We start from the raw sequence: 14,297 nt of genomic DNA, 5'->3' as shown, positions 1-14,297 counted from the left end.
CGGGTCTCCGGGGAGGTCTCCTGGGCGGGTTCAGACGACGGGCAGCGTGTCGTCGGTGAAGATCCCGGTCTTCAGGAAGAAGGACAGCGGCTTGCGGACCGACTTGCGCTCGTGCGCGCGGCGGCGCTCGTCGGCGACGAGCGAGTTGCGCAGCGCGAGCGGGTCGGGGATGCCGGCGTCCCGGTACACGTGGGGGTTGTAGAGCGAGTTGATGCTGTAGACGACGTACCGCTTGAGGTACGCCTCCACCTCGCGGACCCGGTCCGCGCTCACGGCCTGGCACATGCGCTGGAACAGCAGCGAGACCAGCTCGCGGCCGAAGGCGATGTGCCGGGACTCGTCCTGGTGGTGGATGCGGTTGACCTCGCGGATGGTGTGGCACAGGGAGGCGTCCTTGGCCATCCGGGAGTTGTAGTGGTCGACCAGCTCCTCGAAGAACAGGATGCGGGTGAAGACCAGGAAGTTCTCGACCTCGGGCTCCCAGGCGGCGTCGGCGCGCATGCCGGTGGAGCCGTAGATCTTGTTGCCGTAGCGGCGGCAGAACTCGGAGAAGAACCACATGTGTTCGTTCTCCTCACCGATGAAGTGGTGGAAGAAGTCCGAGGGGACCTCGAAGCCCGGCATGTGGATCCGGCCGACGACCTCGATGAGGAGCTCGCGGATGCCGTGCACGTTGAGGCTGTAGAAGTTGATGGACTCCCACTTCGACAGGCGCTGAAGCGTTTCCTCACCGAGGGTGTCGAAGTGCTCGGTGCCGTAGACGGTGAGCAGCTCCGGCGTCATCCAGTAGCGGTTCTCCTCCAGCGTCTCGGGCCACTGGAAGGTCTGGTACGGGTTGTAGTAGTCCTCGACGGAACGCTCGCTGAGGCGTTCGAGGACCTCCATGAACCGGTCGGTGACGGGCAGCGGGGCGGTGACGCCCATGGTGTGACTCCTCGGGACTCGTGGGGCGATGGGCTCGGGGGGCCGGACGGGACCCGGGGAGCCACAGGGCCGGACTGTCGGGGTGGAAACCCTCAGGGCCGGACTGTCGGTGGGGTCCCTCAGGGACGGACCTCGTAGACCGCGTTGACCGGGGTCTCGGTGGCGCGCCGCCAGCGGGTGAAGCCCGCCTCCTCGGCGATGGCGCGGAAGGCCTTCTCGCCGGAGTGGTTGCCGAGCGCGTGCGGGCCGCGCTGGGCGACGGCGACGGGCAGGCACATCACGGCGGACAGGGCCATGAACATGCGGGCGGCGGGGGTCTGGGTGTCGATGTCGGCGGGCGACACGTTCGACTCGACGAGCATCCAGGTGCCGTCCGCGTCCAGCGACTTGAGCACGTGCTGGGCGGCGGCGACCGGGTCGCCCATGTCGTGCAGGGCGTTGAAGAAGCAGACCAGGTCGTAGCCGGTGCCCGGGTAGTCGTCGGCGGAGGCGACCTCGAAGACGACGCGGTCGGACAGGCCGGCCTCCTCGGCGAGCTGCCGGGCGATGCTGATGGCCTCTTCGGAGTAGTCGAAGCCGTGCACGGTGGCGTTCGGGAAGGCCCTGGCGATGAGCAGCGTGGTGTGGCCGACGCCGCAGCCGACGTCCACGACGGTGCCGCCGGCGTCCAGCTTGCCGGTGACCTCGTGCAGGGCGGGCAGCCAGTCCGGGACCAGCTTGTGCTCGTAGGTCGGCTGGAAGAAGGAGCCCATGCCGGTGTCGAGGGCCGCGTCGTGCTCGGCCCAGCCGACGCCGTCGCCGGTCCGGTACGCCTCGGCGAGCAGGTCCTCGGTGGCGTACAGCGCCTTGAGGGCGGTGAAGAAGCCGGCGGCGAAGGTGACGGCGGTGGGGTCGGCCAGCACCTCGACGTGGTCGGCGGGCAGCGTGTACGTGAGCGAGCTGGGGTGCCGTTCGACGTACCCGGCGGAGAGCTGGGCGTGCAGCCACTCCTCGATGTACCGCTCGTCGGTGCCGGTCTTGCCGGCGAGCTCGCCGGCGGTCAGCGGGCCGTGCTCGGCGAGCGCCTTGTACAGGCCGAGCCGCTCGCCGAGGGCGACGGTGAGGCCGCGCACGGCCGCGCCGGCGTCGCTGATGACTCTCTGGTGGAAGTCGTGTGCGCTCATGCGGCCGTCTCCTCCTCGTATCCGGGCAGGTCGCAGGTGAACAGGAAGGAGCGGGGCACGCGGGGCACGTTGCGGGCCGGGACCGGGTAGGGCCAGCGGTCGAAGTCGGCGCCGGGCTCACCCGGCTGCCTGACCTCGCGCACGGCCCAGCCGCAGGCGTCGAGCAGCGCCTCGGGCTCCTCGGTGCCGAAGAGCCACGGGTTGCCGTCCTCCTTCAGCGCGTTCATGAAGGTGCGGGCGAGCGGGTTCTCCAGGGCGGCCCTGGAGATGACGTCGCCGAGCAGCACGGAGCCGGGCGCCGCGTGCGCGGAGAGCGTCGAGATGAGGGTCCGTACGGCCTCCTCCGGCAGGAAGAAGAGCAGGCCCTCGACGACCCACAGCACGGGCTCGTCGCTCTTCCATCCGGCCTCCTTCAGGGGGCCGGTCCAGTCCTCGGTGAGGTCGACCGGGATCGGGACGCGGGTGCGGCCGGCCGGCTGCGGCTCGTCCTTCAGCATCCCGGCCTTGGCCTCCAGGAGGGCCGGGCGGTCCAGCTCGTAGACGGTGACGCCGTCGGGCCAGGGCAGCCGGAAGAACCGGGTGTCCATGCCGGCGGCGAGGAAGACCACCTGGCGGATGCCGCGCTCCTGCACCGCCGCGACGATGGCGCGGTCCAGGTAGGTGGTGCGGATGGCGAGGAACGGCACGATGCCGCCCCCGTCGTAGCGCTCGAGCAGTTCGAAGCCGATCTGGTCGGCGACGGTGCGCGCGTACGGATCGGCGAACAGCCGGTCCTCGCGCTCGGTCTCCAGGGCGCGCGCCGCGGCGGTCCACTGGGCGGTGCGGGATACGGCCTCCACAGGAGGTCCCCCTTCACGTTGGGTTGCGGATGAACGGACGGCCGTGCTCAGTCGCGTACCTGTTCAGGTCAGGCGCTCATGGCCACTGCGGGGGCGGTCTCCTCGGCGCGCGCGTGCGTGCGCGGGCGCGCGCAGCACCCGATCGGGTCCTGGGCCGCGGGCATCGACGACAGATGTCCGACCTCGGTCCCGGCGGGGCGGCGCCGGAAGATGCTGTGCAGGATCATGCTGAACACGGCCGTCCCGTCGGCGGCCACCAGCGTGCAGCGCGGCTTGACGGTGCCGCTGGTGGGGTTGAACGGCGACGGAGTGGCGGCGAGGACCTCCATCCGGGCCGTGAGGACGTCCCCCGGGCGGACGGGCCGCAGGTAGCGGACCTCGTCGATCCCGGGCGAGCCCATACAGAAGCTGTAGGCGAGCAGGCCGTCGACGTAGCGCCGCATGAACATCGACTGGGTGTGGAAGCCGCTGGCGATCAGGCCGCCGAACTGCGATTCCGCGGCGAGCTCGGGGCTTGTGTGGAAGGGCTGCGGATCGAAGCGCCTGCCGAACTCCAGCACCTCCTCCGCCGTGACGGTGACGGTGCCCAGCTCGTGGATGTCGCCGGGCCGGAAGTCCTCGAAGTAGCGCATCACGCGCCCCCCTGACCTAGGAGTGGTCGTTCGTTCCTTTGTTCCTTGGCACTACCCAATCTACGAATTCCTCATTTATTTTGTCAACCCAAAAGAAGGCTCAAATGGCCCCATCCGCCCGGGTCTTCACCGCCCTCACGGGCGAGCGCCCGCTCGATGTCGCTCCACAGGTCCTCGACCCCCTCGATGCCGACCGACATGCGCACCAGACCGGGCGCGATCCCGGCCGCGGCGAGGGCCTCGGCGTCCAGTTCGCGGTGCGAGGTGGAGGCCGGATGGGTCACCAGGCTCTCCACCCCGCCCAGCGACAGCGCCAGCTTCGCCACCCGCACGCGCTCGATGAAGGCCCGCCCCGCCTCCCGGCCGCCGGCCAGCTCGAAGGAGAGCAGCCCGCCGCCACCGGACAGCACCTTGCGGGCCGTGTCGTACGAGGGATGGCCGGCCAGCCACGGATAGTGCACCGCGGTCACGTCACGGCGGCCCGCGAGCCGCTCGGCGAGGATCGCCGCGTTGGCGCAGTGCTCGCGCATCCGCAGCGGCAGCGTCGGTATCCCGCGCAGCGTCAGCCAGGCCGCGAACGGGTCGGCGCAGGCGCCCAGTTCGACCGTGCGCGGCCACACCTTCCGGCGCAGCCCGTCGTCGGCGAAGACGGCGGCGCCGCCCAGCACGTCCGAGTGCCCGGAGAGGTACTTGGTGGTGGAGTGCACGACCACGTCCGCGCCCAGCTCGATCGGGCGGCACAGCACCGGCGAGGCGAGCGAGTTGTCGACGACGCTGGTCACCCCCGCCCGCCGGGCCGCCGCCAGCAGCCCCGGCAGGTCGGCGACCTGGCCGGTGGGGTTCGCGACGGTCTCCAGGACGAGCAGCCGGGTGGCCGGGTGCACGGCCGCCTCCTCGAACTCGGCGACCTCGTCCCCTGAGACGTACACGACCTCGATCCCGTACCGCCGCGCCAGGTCCGACAGGACGGCGAAGGTCCCCCCGTACAGGCACCGCTGCGCCACCACCCGGTCCCCCGGCTTGAGCAGCGCGAGCAGCACCCCGCTGATCGCCCCCATCCCGGAGGCGAAGGCGATGGCCCCGGCACCCCCTTCGAGCCCGGCGAGCGTCTGCTCCAGGGCCCGTACGGTCGGGTTGCCGCGCCGGCTGTAGACGTACTGCCCGTCGGGCCCGGCCATGGCCCCGGCGAGCTCGTCGGCGGAGGAGAAGGCGAAGGCGGAGGACTGGACGAGAGGGACGGAGAGCGGCCAACTTCCTTGCGAGAATGGCTGATTGACGACGTGAACGGCCCGGGTGTTCAGATCCACGACAGACCTCTCAGGATGCTCGGGTATGGGGTACGGGAACGGGGTGCGGGAAGCGGGAAACGGAGTACGGGAACGGGAATCGCGATGCGGGCTGGGGCGCGAAAAAGAGGGCCGCCCGACATCCGCCGCTGTGACGGACATCGGGCGGCCCCCTGTGGGGCGGGGCTGCGTCAGGCGGAGACCTTGTCGCCGCTCTGCTGCGCGGGGACGGCGGCCTCGGCGGCCAGCGCCTTGTCGCCCTTCATGACGAGGAGGGTGATCACACCGCCGACCGCGGCGATGATCGCGGCGCCGATGAAGGCGGACGAGAAGCCGTCCGTCAGCTTCGGCAGGTTGCCGAGCTGGTCGGCGCCCTGGGACATGGCGACCGCGGTGAGGGCGGCGAGGCCGAGCGCGGAGCCGACGTTGTAGGTGGTGTTGACGATGCCGGAGGCGAGACCGGCCTGCTCCTGCGGGGCGCCGGACATCGCGGCGATCATGGCCGGGATGTAGGCGAGGGACATGCCGAGCGCGGCGACCAGCGAGGCCGGCAGGACGTCGACGAGGAAGGTGCCGGTGGGCTCGACGGCGGCCAGCCAGACCAGGCCGGCGGCGAGGACGAGCAGACCGATACCGATGAGCGGCTTGGCGCCGAACTTCGCCATCAGGCGGGCGGTGATGGCCGTCATGAAGATCATCAGCAGCACGGTCATCGGGAGCAGCGCGGCACCGGAGGCGAAGGCGCCGTAGCCGAGGACCTGCTGGAGGTAGAGGTTGAGGAAGTACCACATCGGGATCCAGGCGGCGCCGAGCAGCGTCATCGCCAGGTTGGCCGAGCCGAGGCGCGGCACCCGCCACACGCTGAGCGGCATCAGGGGCTCGCGGATGGCCTTCTGGATCACGAAGAAGAGGATCAGCAGGACGACGGCGCCGGCCAGCTGGAGGATCGTGCCGGTGGAGCCCCAGCCGACCTCGGGGGCGCGGACGACCGCGAAGACGGCGAGCGCGAGACCGGCGGTGACGGCGACGGCGCCGAGGACGTCGACGGAGCCGCGGCGGGACTCGACGCTCGGGAGGATCTTGGTCGCGGCGAGGGTCGCGATGCCGATGGGCACGTAGATGATGAAGCACCACTGCCAGGCGGCCCACTCGGTGAAGACACCGCCGAGGAAGACGCCCGCGGTACCGCCGGCGGGGGCGGCGGCACCGTAGAGGGCCATCGCCTTGCCGAGCTCCCTCGGGTCGTGCATGAAGAGCATCATGAGCAGGGTCATGGCGGAGGGCGCGATGAGCGCGCCGCCGACACCCTGGACGGCGCGGCCGAGGATCTCGACCCAGGCGGTCTGCGCGACGGCCGCGAGGACGGATCCGGCGATCATGACGACCCAGCCGGCGACGAAGATCTTGCGGGCGCCGATGAGGTCGGAGAGCCGGCCGCCGAGCAGCAGCAGCCCGCCGAAGACGATCACGTAGGCGTTGAACACCCACTGGAGCTCACCCTGGGAGAAGCCCAGGTCCTTCTGCATCTCGGGGAGCGCCACCCCGATGATCGAGGTGTCCATGATGACCATGAACTGTGCGGCGGCGAGCACGACAAGTGCCCACCAGCGCCGGGGATTGACGGTTGACATTGCCCTGACCCTTCGCTCGCGTTCCGACCCCCGGGGGAGCCCGGAAACGGTCCGAGACCATCCGAGACATACCCCTGGGGGGTACCTGTGCGCTGCACCGTAGCATACCCATGGGGGGTATGTAAGAGTGAGGTGAAGGCAAGTCAGGCCACGAAAAGGAGGGCCCCCCTCCGCGCGGAGCACGGGAATCCGACCCCTGCCCGAGGCGCCCCCGGCCCCCGCCCGACGCGCCTACGGCACCCGCGAACCCGCCCCCGGGCACGGCAGAATGCCCCCATGACCACGGATCAGGAGACAGACCGGGAGCGCGAACTGCTCCGCCGCTGGACCTCGACCCTGCTCGCCGCCCGCGCCGGCCGCGGAGGCCCGGACCCCCTGCCGTACGGCCGGAACCTGCTGTCCCGCTGGGCCGAGCCGCAGCGCAGGTACCACACCGTCGACCACCTGGCGGCGGTCCTCGACCGCATCGACGAACTGGCCGATCAGGGCGGCGAGGGCGGCGAGTTGGAGCTCGTACGACTGGCCGCCTGGTTCCACGACGCGGTCTACCGGCCGGACCGCTCGGAGAACGAGGAGCGCTCGGCGAACCTGGCCGAAAGAGCCCTCCCCGAAGCGGGCCTCACCGCCCACGAGGTCGCCGAAGTGGCCCGCCTGGTCCGCCTCACCACCACCCACGACCCGGCCCCCGGCGACCTCAACGGCGAGACCCTGTGCGACGCGGACCTGGCGATCCTGGCCAGCGGCCCGGATACCTATACGGGGTATACGAGCGCGGTCCGCGAGGAATACGCCTTCGTCCCCGACCCCGCCTTCCGCGAAGGCCGCGCCACCATCCTCACCCACCTCCTCTCCCTCCCCCGCCTCTTCCGCACCCCCTACGGGGCGGCGGTCTGGGAGGAGCGGGCACGGGCCAACCTGGAGCGGGAGCTGAGGGAACTGCGGGGCTGAGGGCGACCCCGTCCCGTATCCCGAGACGGTCCCCGGGGGAGGAATGACAGGAATCAACCCCAGGTTGCGCATGTCATGCCGTCTTCCTCGTCCGGGTCCGCCGCCGACGCCCCCACGCCGCCCGAAGCCCCCGCGGCTGCCCCCGCGGCCGCCCCCGCCCGCATGCCCCTCGCCGTCTACATCCTCGGTCTCTCCGTCTTCGCGCTCGGTACGAGCGAGTTCATGCTGTCCGGGCTGCTGCCGCCCATCGCGGAGGACATGGACGTCTCCATACCGACCGCCGGGCTGCTCATCTCGGCCTTCGCCATCGGGATGGTCGTCGGTGCCCCGCTGCTCGCCGTCGCCACCCTGCGGCTGCCGCGGAAGACCACGCTCGTCGCGCTGATCAGCGTCTTCGGGCTCGGGCAGGTCGCCGGGGCGCTCGCGCCGAACTACGCGGTGCTGTTCGCCTCGCGGGTCGTGAGCGCGCTGGCCTGTGCCGGGTTCTGGGCGGTGGGGGCCGCCGTCGCCATCGCCATGGTGCCCGTGGGGGTGCGGGCCCGGGCCATGGCCGTCATGATCGGCGGGCTGTCCATCGCCAACGTGCTGGGCGTCCCCGCCGGGGCGTTCCTCGGCGAGCACCTCGGCTGGCGGTCCGCCTTCTGGGCCGTCGGCGCCGCCTCCGCCATCGCCCTGGTGGGCGTGCTGACCAAGATCCCGAACATTCCGCTGCCGGAGACCCGGCCCCGGCTCCGCGCCGAGCTCGTCATCTACCGCGACCGGCAGGTGCTCCTCTCCGTCCTGCTCACCGCCCTCGCCGCCGGCGGCGTCTTCTGCGCCTTCTCCTACCTGGCCCCGCTGCTCACCGACGTCTCCGGCCTCGACGCCGGCTGGGTCTCCGGCGTCCTCGGCCTCTTCGGCATCGGCGCCCTCATCGGTACGTACATCGGCGGCCGGGTCGCCGACGCCCACCTCTTCGGCGTGCTGCTCAGCGGCGTCACCGCCTCCACCGTCTTCCTCACCGCGCTCGCCCTGTTCGCCTCCAGCCCGGTCGCCACCATCGCGCTGACCTTCCTGCTCGGCGTCTCCTGCTTCTACACGGCGCCCGCGCTCAACGCCCGGATGTTCAACGTCGCCGGCGCCGCCCCCACCCTGGCCGGCGCCACCACCACCGCCGCCTTCAACCTCGGCAACACCGGCGGCCCCTGGCTCGGCGGCACCGTCATCGACGCCGGGTACGGCTACGCCTCCCCCGCCTGGGCCGGCGCCGCCATGACCCTCCTCGCACTCGCCACCGTCACCGTCTCGCTCCGGCTCCACCAGGGCGCCTCCCGGGTCGTGGCCTCGGGTGCGCCGCGGGAGCGGAAGGTCGTATCGTCCCGCTGACCCTCCCGCCGGAGGGATCCCGATCCGCCTCCGACGAGAGAGCAGGACCTCCAGTGCGTCTCAGCACGACCTTCCGGACCGCCGCCGCCACGGCCGGTGCGCTCGTACTCGCCCTCGCGGGCGCGGTGTCCACCGCCGCGCCCGCGAGCGCCGTCTCGGCCGACTTCCCGTACGAGGTGACGCGGAACGCCGGCACCTACCTCGACGTGCCCGGCACCGCCGTCACGTTCGACGCGGTGGCCGGCGAGCGCTCGTTCCTCTGGTCCCGGTACTTCGCCACCGAGCCGGTCGACGCCCTCGCCGCCGGTGACAACATAGGCAACACCCTCGCCATCCGCTGCCGGAACGCCGACGACACCGCCCTGCCCGCCGGCACCGAGGCGGGCTCCTACTGGGCCGCCAACCTGGTCCCCCCGGGCGAGACCTCGCTGACCGGCGCCCTGCGCTGGGTGTTCGTCGCCCCCGCCGACGGCAGCTACACCTGCGGCCTGTCCGTCGTCTCGTACTCCTCGGTCATCGTGAACGGCCGCACCGTCACCATGCGCGTCCCGGCCGGCGCCGAACTGGCCCGCAAGACCTACCCGGCCACCGCCCGCTGGACGCTCCTCGCGGGCAGCGGCACCACCGTCGCCCGCGCCACCACCGCGACCACGCTCGGCTACACGTACACCCCGTCCGCGAGCGACACGGACCTCGTCCTCTACCAGGACGCCGCCCTGTCCACCTGCGCCGCCGGCTCCCCCATCTGCTCCGGCGGCACCACCGCCCATCGGGGCACGACCGTCGAGACCTGGGTCGAGGCCCAGCCCCGCAACGCCGACGGCTCCCTGTGCGGCCCCGCCCTCACCGGCCCCGTCTCGCGCTGGAACATCACCGACGCCAAGCACCACCAGACGGCCGCCAACACCCTCCACCTCACCCGCGCCCAGCTCGGCGGCTGCGCCCAGGTCCGTACGACCCTGAAGGTGCGCAACGTCGACGGCAACCCCGTCAAGATCCACGACGGCTACGCCTCCGGCACCGTCGCGGCCACCCACGGCGCCGGGATCAGCTACAGCGTGTGAGGCGCCGCCCGCCCCGGCCGTGCCCTCACTCCGGGCGCGGCCTCACGCCGGGCGTGGCCTCACGCCTCACCCTGCGCCGGGCGTCCCTTCGGCCGGCGCAGGCCCGCGTCCGTGAGGCGGTGGAGGAGCTCCTTCGAGCCGACCTCGACCGCGCCCGCCGCCACCGCGCCCGCGTAGTAGTCGGAGGGGATGTCGTAGTGGTCGCCGTCGAAGCCGCGGGCGGGCGCGCCGATCGAGGCGGCGAAGGCGTGGAGCTCCTCGAAGGAGACGTCGCTGACCAGGTGGGACCACATGCGGCCATGGCCCGGCCACGACGGCGGGTCGATGTACAGGGTCACGTCAGGCCGCCCACGGGGGCGACCACGACACCCTGCTTGCCGCAGACCCAGTGCGGGTCGGGGCCCATCTCGGGTTCGACGTCGAGGGCGTGCGGGTCGCCCGAGGAGCAGACCGGGCAGAGCGGCCAGCGGCCGTACCGTTCGAGCAGGGCGTCCTGGACGTCCTGGGCGACGAGTCCGGCCACGAAGGGCGCGCCCTCGGGCCACTGCTCGACCCACCAGCGGCGGTGGGCGACGGCGTCCTCGACCATCGAGACGACTTCGGCCATGGCGACCTCGCGGGCCACCAGGTCGGCGAGAACCAGGGCGCGGGCGGCATGGAGTGCCTGTTCCACGGGGTCGATGTCGTCCATGCTCACATTCTCGCCCCAAGGGCCCTCGCCGGACCAATGCCGTGACGCACCCATGCCGCGGACCGACGAAACCCGGACACATGGGACCAACGTCCTGCCCGGATACGGGTCCAACGGGGTATTGACGGTCCCCAGGGTCCGAAAATATCTTTCATTACGTGACCAATGACGTGAAGGAAAGTTTCACCGGCGCCTCCGGGACGCCCGCCGGGACACCCGCCGGGCCCCTCTCCGGGCCGCCCGCCGGGCCCGCCCTCGCGGCCCCGCCCGCCCCCGCCGCCCTCGCGGCGAAGGTGCGCACCCTCGCCCCCTCCATGACCCGCTCCATGCAGCGCGTCGCCGAGGCCGTCGCCGGGGACCCCGCCGGCTGCGCCGCCCTCACCGTCACCGGCCTCGCCGAGCTCACCGGCACCAGCGAGGCGACCGTCGTGCGCACCGCCCGCCTGCTCGGCTACCCCGGCTACCGCGACCTGCGCCTCGCGCTGGCCGGTCTCGCCGCCCAGCAGCAGTCCGGCCGGGCCCCCGCGGTCACCGCCGACATCGCCGTCGACGACCCGGTCGCCGACGTCGTCGCGAAGCTGGCCTACGACGAGCAGCAGACCCTCGCCGACACCGCCGCCGGACTCGACACCGTCCAGCTCGGCGCCTCCGTCGCCGCCCTCGCCACCGCCCGCCGCGTCGACATCTACGGCGTCGGCGCCTCCGGCCTCGTCGCCCAGGACCTCGGGCAGAAGCTGCTGCGCATCGGCCTGATCGCGCACGCCCACAGCGACCCGCACCTCGCCGTCACCAACGCCGTCCAGCTCCGCTCCGGCGACGTCGCCATCGCCATCACGCACTCCGGCTCGACCGGCGACGTCATAGAACCGCTGCGGGTCGCCTTCGACCACGGCGCCACCACGGTCGCGATCACCGGCCGCCCGGACGGCCCGGTCACGCAGTACGCCGACCACGTGCTGACCACCTCCACCGCCCGCGAGAGCGAACTGCGCCCCGCGGCCATGTCGTCCCGCACCAGCCAACTGCTGGTCGTGGACTGTCTGTTCACCTGTGTCACCCAACGTACGTACGAGACGGCGGCCCCTGCCCTCGCGGCCTCGTACGAAGCCCTCGCCCACCGCCACGCCCCCCGTACCCGCTGAATCACGAGAGAGCCGCCCCGTGTCCACCGCACCCACCGCATCCACGTACTCCGCACTGCGCGCCCAGCTCGCCGCCCTCACCACCGAGGCGTTCCGGCCCGAGCTCGCCGAGATCGACCAGCTGCCGACCGCCGAGCTCGCCGCGCTGATGAACGGCGAGGACCAGTCCGTCCCCACCGCCGTCGCCAAGCAGCTGCCCGTCATCGCCGCCGCCATCGACGCCACCGCCGCCCGCATGGCGCGCGGCGGCCGGCTCCTCTACCTGGGCGCCGGCACGGCCGGCCGGCTCGGCGTCCTCGACGCCAGCGAGTGCCCGCCCACCTTCAACACCGACCCCTCCGAGGTCGTCGGCCTCATCGCGGGCGGCCCCTCCGCCATGGTGAAGGCCGTCGAGGGCGCCGAGGACTCCAAGGAGCTGGCGGTCCAGGACCTCAACGCGCTCGGGCTCACCCCCGACGACACCGTGATCGGCATCTCCGCCTCCGGCCGCACCCCGTACGCCATCGGCGCCGTCGAGTACGCCCGCGCCCAGGGCGCGCTGACCATCGGCCTGTCCTGCAACGCGGACAGCGCGCTCGCCGCCGCCGCCGAGCACGGCATCGAGGTCGTCACCGGCCCCGAGCTCCTCACCGGCTCCACCCGGCTGAAGGCGGGCACCGCGCAGAAGCTGGTGCTCAACATGATCTCGACGATCACCATGATCCGGCTGGGCAAGACGTACGGGAACCTCATGGTCGACGTCCGCGCCTCCAACGAGAAGCTGCAGGCCCGCTCGCGCCGCATCGTGGCCCTCGCCACCGGCGCGCCGGACGAGCAGATCGAGACCGCCCTCGCCGCCGCCGACGGGGAGGTGAAGACCGCGATCCTGATGCTCCTCGCCGACATCGACGCCAAGGCCGCCGACCAGCGCCTGCACGATTCCCGGGGCCACCTGCGCGCAGCGCTGCACGCGTCGGACCCCGCCACCACCCCGTAACGCCCCGCCGGGCACCCCCTCACAGCAAGGCACGACCGCACCATGAGCACAGACGACAAGAACCGCGCCATCGCCGCCGCGATCCTCCCCCTCGTCGGCGGCGCCGGGAACATCAGCTCCGTGGCCCACTGCATGACCCGCCTGCGGCTGGGTCTGCGGGACCGCTCGCTCGTCCAGGACGACGCCCTCAAGGCCCTGCCGTCCGTGATGGGCGTGGTGGAGGACGACACGTACCAGATCGTCCTCGGCCCGGGCACGGTCGCCCGCGTGACCCCCGAGCTCGAGGCCCTGATCGCCGAGGCCCCCGCGCCCGCCCACTCGGCGGACGACCTGGCCGCGCAGGGCGCCGCGATCAAGGCGGCGCAGAAGGCGAAGAACTCCACCCCGTTCAAGCTCTTCCTGCGCAAGATCGCGAACATCTTCGTCCCGCTGATCCCCGCGCTCATCGGCTGCGGCATCATCGCCGGTCTCAACGGTCTGCTCATCAACCTCGGCTGGCTGCCCGGCGTCACCCCGGCGCTCGCCGCCATCGCGAGCGGCTTCATGGCCCTGATCGCGGTCTTCGTCGGCTACAACACGGCCAAGGAGTTCGGCGGCACGCCCATCCTCGGCGGCGCGGTCGCCTCCATCATCGTCTTCGCGGGCGTCGCCAAGATCGAGGTCTTCGGCCAGGCCCTCTCCCCCGGCCAGGGCGGCGTCCTCGGCGCGCTCGGCGCGGCGGTCCTCGCCGTGTACGTGGAGAAGTGGTGCCGCCGCTGGGTGCCCGAAGCCCTGGACGTCCTGGTCACCCCGACCCTCACGGTCCTCGTCTCCGGCCTGGTCACGATCTTCGGCCTGATGTACGTCGCCGGTGAGATCTCGCAGGGCATCGGCGACTTCGCCACCTGGCTGCTCGCCCACGCGGGCGCCGGCGCGGGCTTCCTCCTCGGCGGCCTCTTCCTCCCGCTGGTGATGCTCGGCCTGCACCAGGCGCTCATCCCCATCCACACCACCCTGATCGAACAGCAGGGCTTCACCGTCCTGCTGCCGATCCTGGCGATGGCGGGCGCGGGCCAGGTCGGCGCGGCCATGGCCGTCTACCGCAAGCTGCCCCGCAACACCTCGATCCGCCGCACCATCAAGTCCGCCCTCCCGGCCGGCTTCCTCGGCGTCGGCGAGCCCCTGATCTACGGCGTCTCGCTGCCCCTCGGCCGCCCCTTCATCACCGCCTCCATCGGCGGCGCCTTCGGCGGCGGCTTCATCGGCCTCTTCAACATGCTGGGCGACCAGGTCGGCTCCACCGCCATCGGCCCCTCGGGCTGGGCCCTCTTCCCCCTCCTCGACGGCAACAAGGGCCTCGGCGGAACGATCGCGATCTACGCGGGCGGCCTGCTCGTCGGCTACGTCGTGGGCTTCCTGGCCACGTACTTCTTCGGCTTCAGCAAGGAGCTGATCGAGGAGTTCAACGTGGACACGGAGGAGACCCCGGCCGCCGCGGCACCGGCCGCCACCACCACCCCCGCCGGAGCCGCGGCCACCACCGAGGGCCCTGCGCCGGAACCGGCGAAGGTCTGACACCCGCCCGACGGCATACGCGGAAGGGCTCCCGGTACGTGCGTACCGGGAGCCCTTCCGTATGCGGTTCGCGCACCGGAGG

At 72.1% G+C, this 14,297-nt stretch carries 14 protein-coding genes; 6 read left to right on the top strand and 8 right to left on the bottom strand.

What is annotated here, in order from left to right; genetic code table 11:
* Positions 1 to 30 precede the first annotated feature (30 nt).
* From AB0Q96_RS00905 to AB0Q96_RS00880, 6 genes are all read right to left on the bottom strand, one after another.
* Entirely contained in the window at positions 31 to 924 is an 894-nt protein-coding gene (locus AB0Q96_RS00905) for a diiron oxygenase (RefSeq protein ID WP_365320882.1), read from the bottom strand.
* A 119-nt stretch (positions 925 to 1,043) separates the two neighbouring features.
* Positions 1,044 to 2,087: a class I SAM-dependent methyltransferase gene (locus AB0Q96_RS00900; protein WP_365320881.1), complete on the bottom strand. Its 1,044-nt coding sequence runs from the start codon at positions 2,085 to 2,087 to the stop codon at positions 1,044 to 1,046.
* A complete protein-coding gene (locus AB0Q96_RS00895) occupies positions 2,084 to 2,926 on the bottom strand; it encodes an SAM-dependent methyltransferase (RefSeq protein WP_365320880.1) in 843 nt (280 codons plus the stop codon). The genes AB0Q96_RS00900 and AB0Q96_RS00895 overlap by 4 nt, the downstream gene beginning before the upstream one ends.
* A gap of 68 nt (positions 2,927 to 2,994) precedes the next feature.
* A complete protein-coding gene (locus AB0Q96_RS00890; RefSeq protein WP_365320879.1) occupies positions 2,995 to 3,558 on the bottom strand; it encodes a MaoC family dehydratase in 564 nt (187 codons plus the stop codon).
* A gap of 83 nt (positions 3,559 to 3,641) precedes the next feature.
* Positions 3,642 to 4,865, bottom strand: a complete 1,224-nt coding sequence (locus AB0Q96_RS00885) for a PLP-dependent aspartate aminotransferase family protein (protein WP_365320878.1) — start codon at positions 4,863 to 4,865, stop codon at positions 3,642 to 3,644.
* 170 nt (positions 4,866 to 5,035) lie between these two features.
* Complete coding sequence (locus AB0Q96_RS00880; RefSeq protein WP_365320877.1) at positions 5,036 to 6,475, bottom strand: MFS transporter; 1,440 nt, start codon at positions 6,473 to 6,475, stop codon at positions 5,036 to 5,038.
* A gap of 276 nt (positions 6,476 to 6,751) precedes the next feature.
* Between AB0Q96_RS00880 and AB0Q96_RS00875 the strand changes: the two genes are divergently transcribed.
* From AB0Q96_RS00875 to AB0Q96_RS00865, 3 genes are all read left to right on the top strand, one after another.
* Complete coding sequence (locus AB0Q96_RS00875) at positions 6,752 to 7,423, top strand: hypothetical protein (protein WP_365320876.1); 672 nt, start codon at positions 6,752 to 6,754, stop codon at positions 7,421 to 7,423.
* Between the two features lie 162 nt (positions 7,424 to 7,585).
* Complete coding sequence (locus AB0Q96_RS00870) at positions 7,586 to 8,788, top strand: Cmx/CmrA family chloramphenicol efflux MFS transporter (protein WP_365321174.1); 1,203 nt, start codon at positions 7,586 to 7,588, stop codon at positions 8,786 to 8,788.
* Positions 8,789 to 8,841: 53 nt separating this feature from the next.
* The gene (locus tag AB0Q96_RS00865; RefSeq protein WP_365320875.1) at positions 8,842 to 9,852 is read left to right on the top strand and encodes a hypothetical protein; all 1,011 of its coding nucleotides are present in this window, start codon (positions 8,842 to 8,844) and stop codon (positions 9,850 to 9,852) included.
* 59 nt (positions 9,853 to 9,911) lie between these two features.
* On the opposite strand, the gene AB0Q96_RS00860 is transcribed toward AB0Q96_RS00865, so the two are convergent.
* Positions 9,912 to 10,190, bottom strand: a complete 279-nt coding sequence (locus AB0Q96_RS00860; protein WP_365320874.1) for a DUF4031 domain-containing protein — start codon at positions 10,188 to 10,190, stop codon at positions 9,912 to 9,914.
* On the bottom strand, positions 10,187 to 10,543 hold the full coding sequence (locus AB0Q96_RS00855; RefSeq protein ID WP_361165165.1) for a hypothetical protein: 357 nt from the start codon (positions 10,541 to 10,543) through the stop codon (positions 10,187 to 10,189). The genes AB0Q96_RS00860 and AB0Q96_RS00855 overlap by 4 nt, the downstream gene beginning before the upstream one ends.
* Before the next feature lie 158 nt (positions 10,544 to 10,701).
* Between AB0Q96_RS00855 and AB0Q96_RS00850 the strand changes: the two genes are divergently transcribed.
* Genes AB0Q96_RS00850 through AB0Q96_RS00840 form a run of 3 tightly spaced genes read left to right on the top strand, consistent with a single transcriptional unit; the run spans position 10,702 to position 14,215 of the window.
* Positions 10,702 to 11,685 carry a MurR/RpiR family transcriptional regulator gene (locus AB0Q96_RS00850; protein ID WP_365320873.1) on the top strand — a complete coding sequence of 328 codons (984 nt, stop codon included), beginning with the start codon at positions 10,702 to 10,704 and terminating at the stop codon, positions 11,683 to 11,685.
* A gap of 19 nt (positions 11,686 to 11,704) precedes the next feature.
* Positions 11,705 to 12,661 (top strand): N-acetylmuramic acid 6-phosphate etherase, encoded by a 957-nt coding sequence (gene murQ, locus AB0Q96_RS00845; protein ID WP_365320872.1) that lies wholly within the window; start codon positions 11,705 to 11,707, stop codon positions 12,659 to 12,661.
* 42 nt (positions 12,662 to 12,703) lie between these two features.
* Complete coding sequence (locus AB0Q96_RS00840) at positions 12,704 to 14,215, top strand: PTS transporter subunit EIIC (protein ID WP_365320871.1); 1,512 nt, start codon at positions 12,704 to 12,706, stop codon at positions 14,213 to 14,215.
* The last annotated feature ends 82 nt before the right edge of the window (positions 14,216 to 14,297 follow it).

Origin of the sequence: Streptomyces sp. NPDC093111 (genome assembly GCF_040683955.1) — a bacterium.
Taxonomy (GTDB): Bacteria; Actinomycetota; Actinomycetes; order Streptomycetales; family Streptomycetaceae; genus Streptomyces.
Note: the sequence above shows the minus strand (reverse complement) of the source record. Positions and strands in the feature narration are given on the sequence as shown.

Bases quoted from the DNA above. Each gene is read 5' to 3' on its own strand.
- AB0Q96_RS00870 (WP_365321174.1), top strand. From the start codon at position 7,586: ATGCCCCTCGCCGTCTACATCCTCGGTCTCTCCGTCTTCGCGCTCGGT.
- AB0Q96_RS00905 (WP_365320882.1), bottom strand. From the start codon at position 924: ATGGGCGTCACCGCCCCGCTGCCCGTCACCGACCGGTTCATGGAGGTC.
- AB0Q96_RS00880 (WP_365320877.1), bottom strand. From the start codon at position 6,475: ATGTCAACCGTCAATCCCCGGCGCTGGTGGGCACTTGTCGTGCTCGCC.
- AB0Q96_RS00900 (WP_365320881.1), bottom strand. From the start codon at position 2,087: ATGAGCGCACACGACTTCCACCAGAGAGTCATCAGCGACGCCGGCGCG.
- AB0Q96_RS00875 (WP_365320876.1), top strand. From the start codon at position 6,752: ATGACCACGGATCAGGAGACAGACCGGGAGCGCGAACTGCTCCGCCGC.
- AB0Q96_RS00855 (WP_361165165.1), bottom strand. From the start codon at position 10,543: ATGGACGACATCGACCCCGTGGAACAGGCACTCCATGCCGCCCGCGCC.
- AB0Q96_RS00890 (WP_365320879.1), bottom strand. From the start codon at position 3,558: ATGCGCTACTTCGAGGACTTCCGGCCCGGCGACATCCACGAGCTGGGC.
- AB0Q96_RS00840 (WP_365320871.1), top strand. From the start codon at position 12,704: ATGAGCACAGACGACAAGAACCGCGCCATCGCCGCCGCGATCCTCCCC.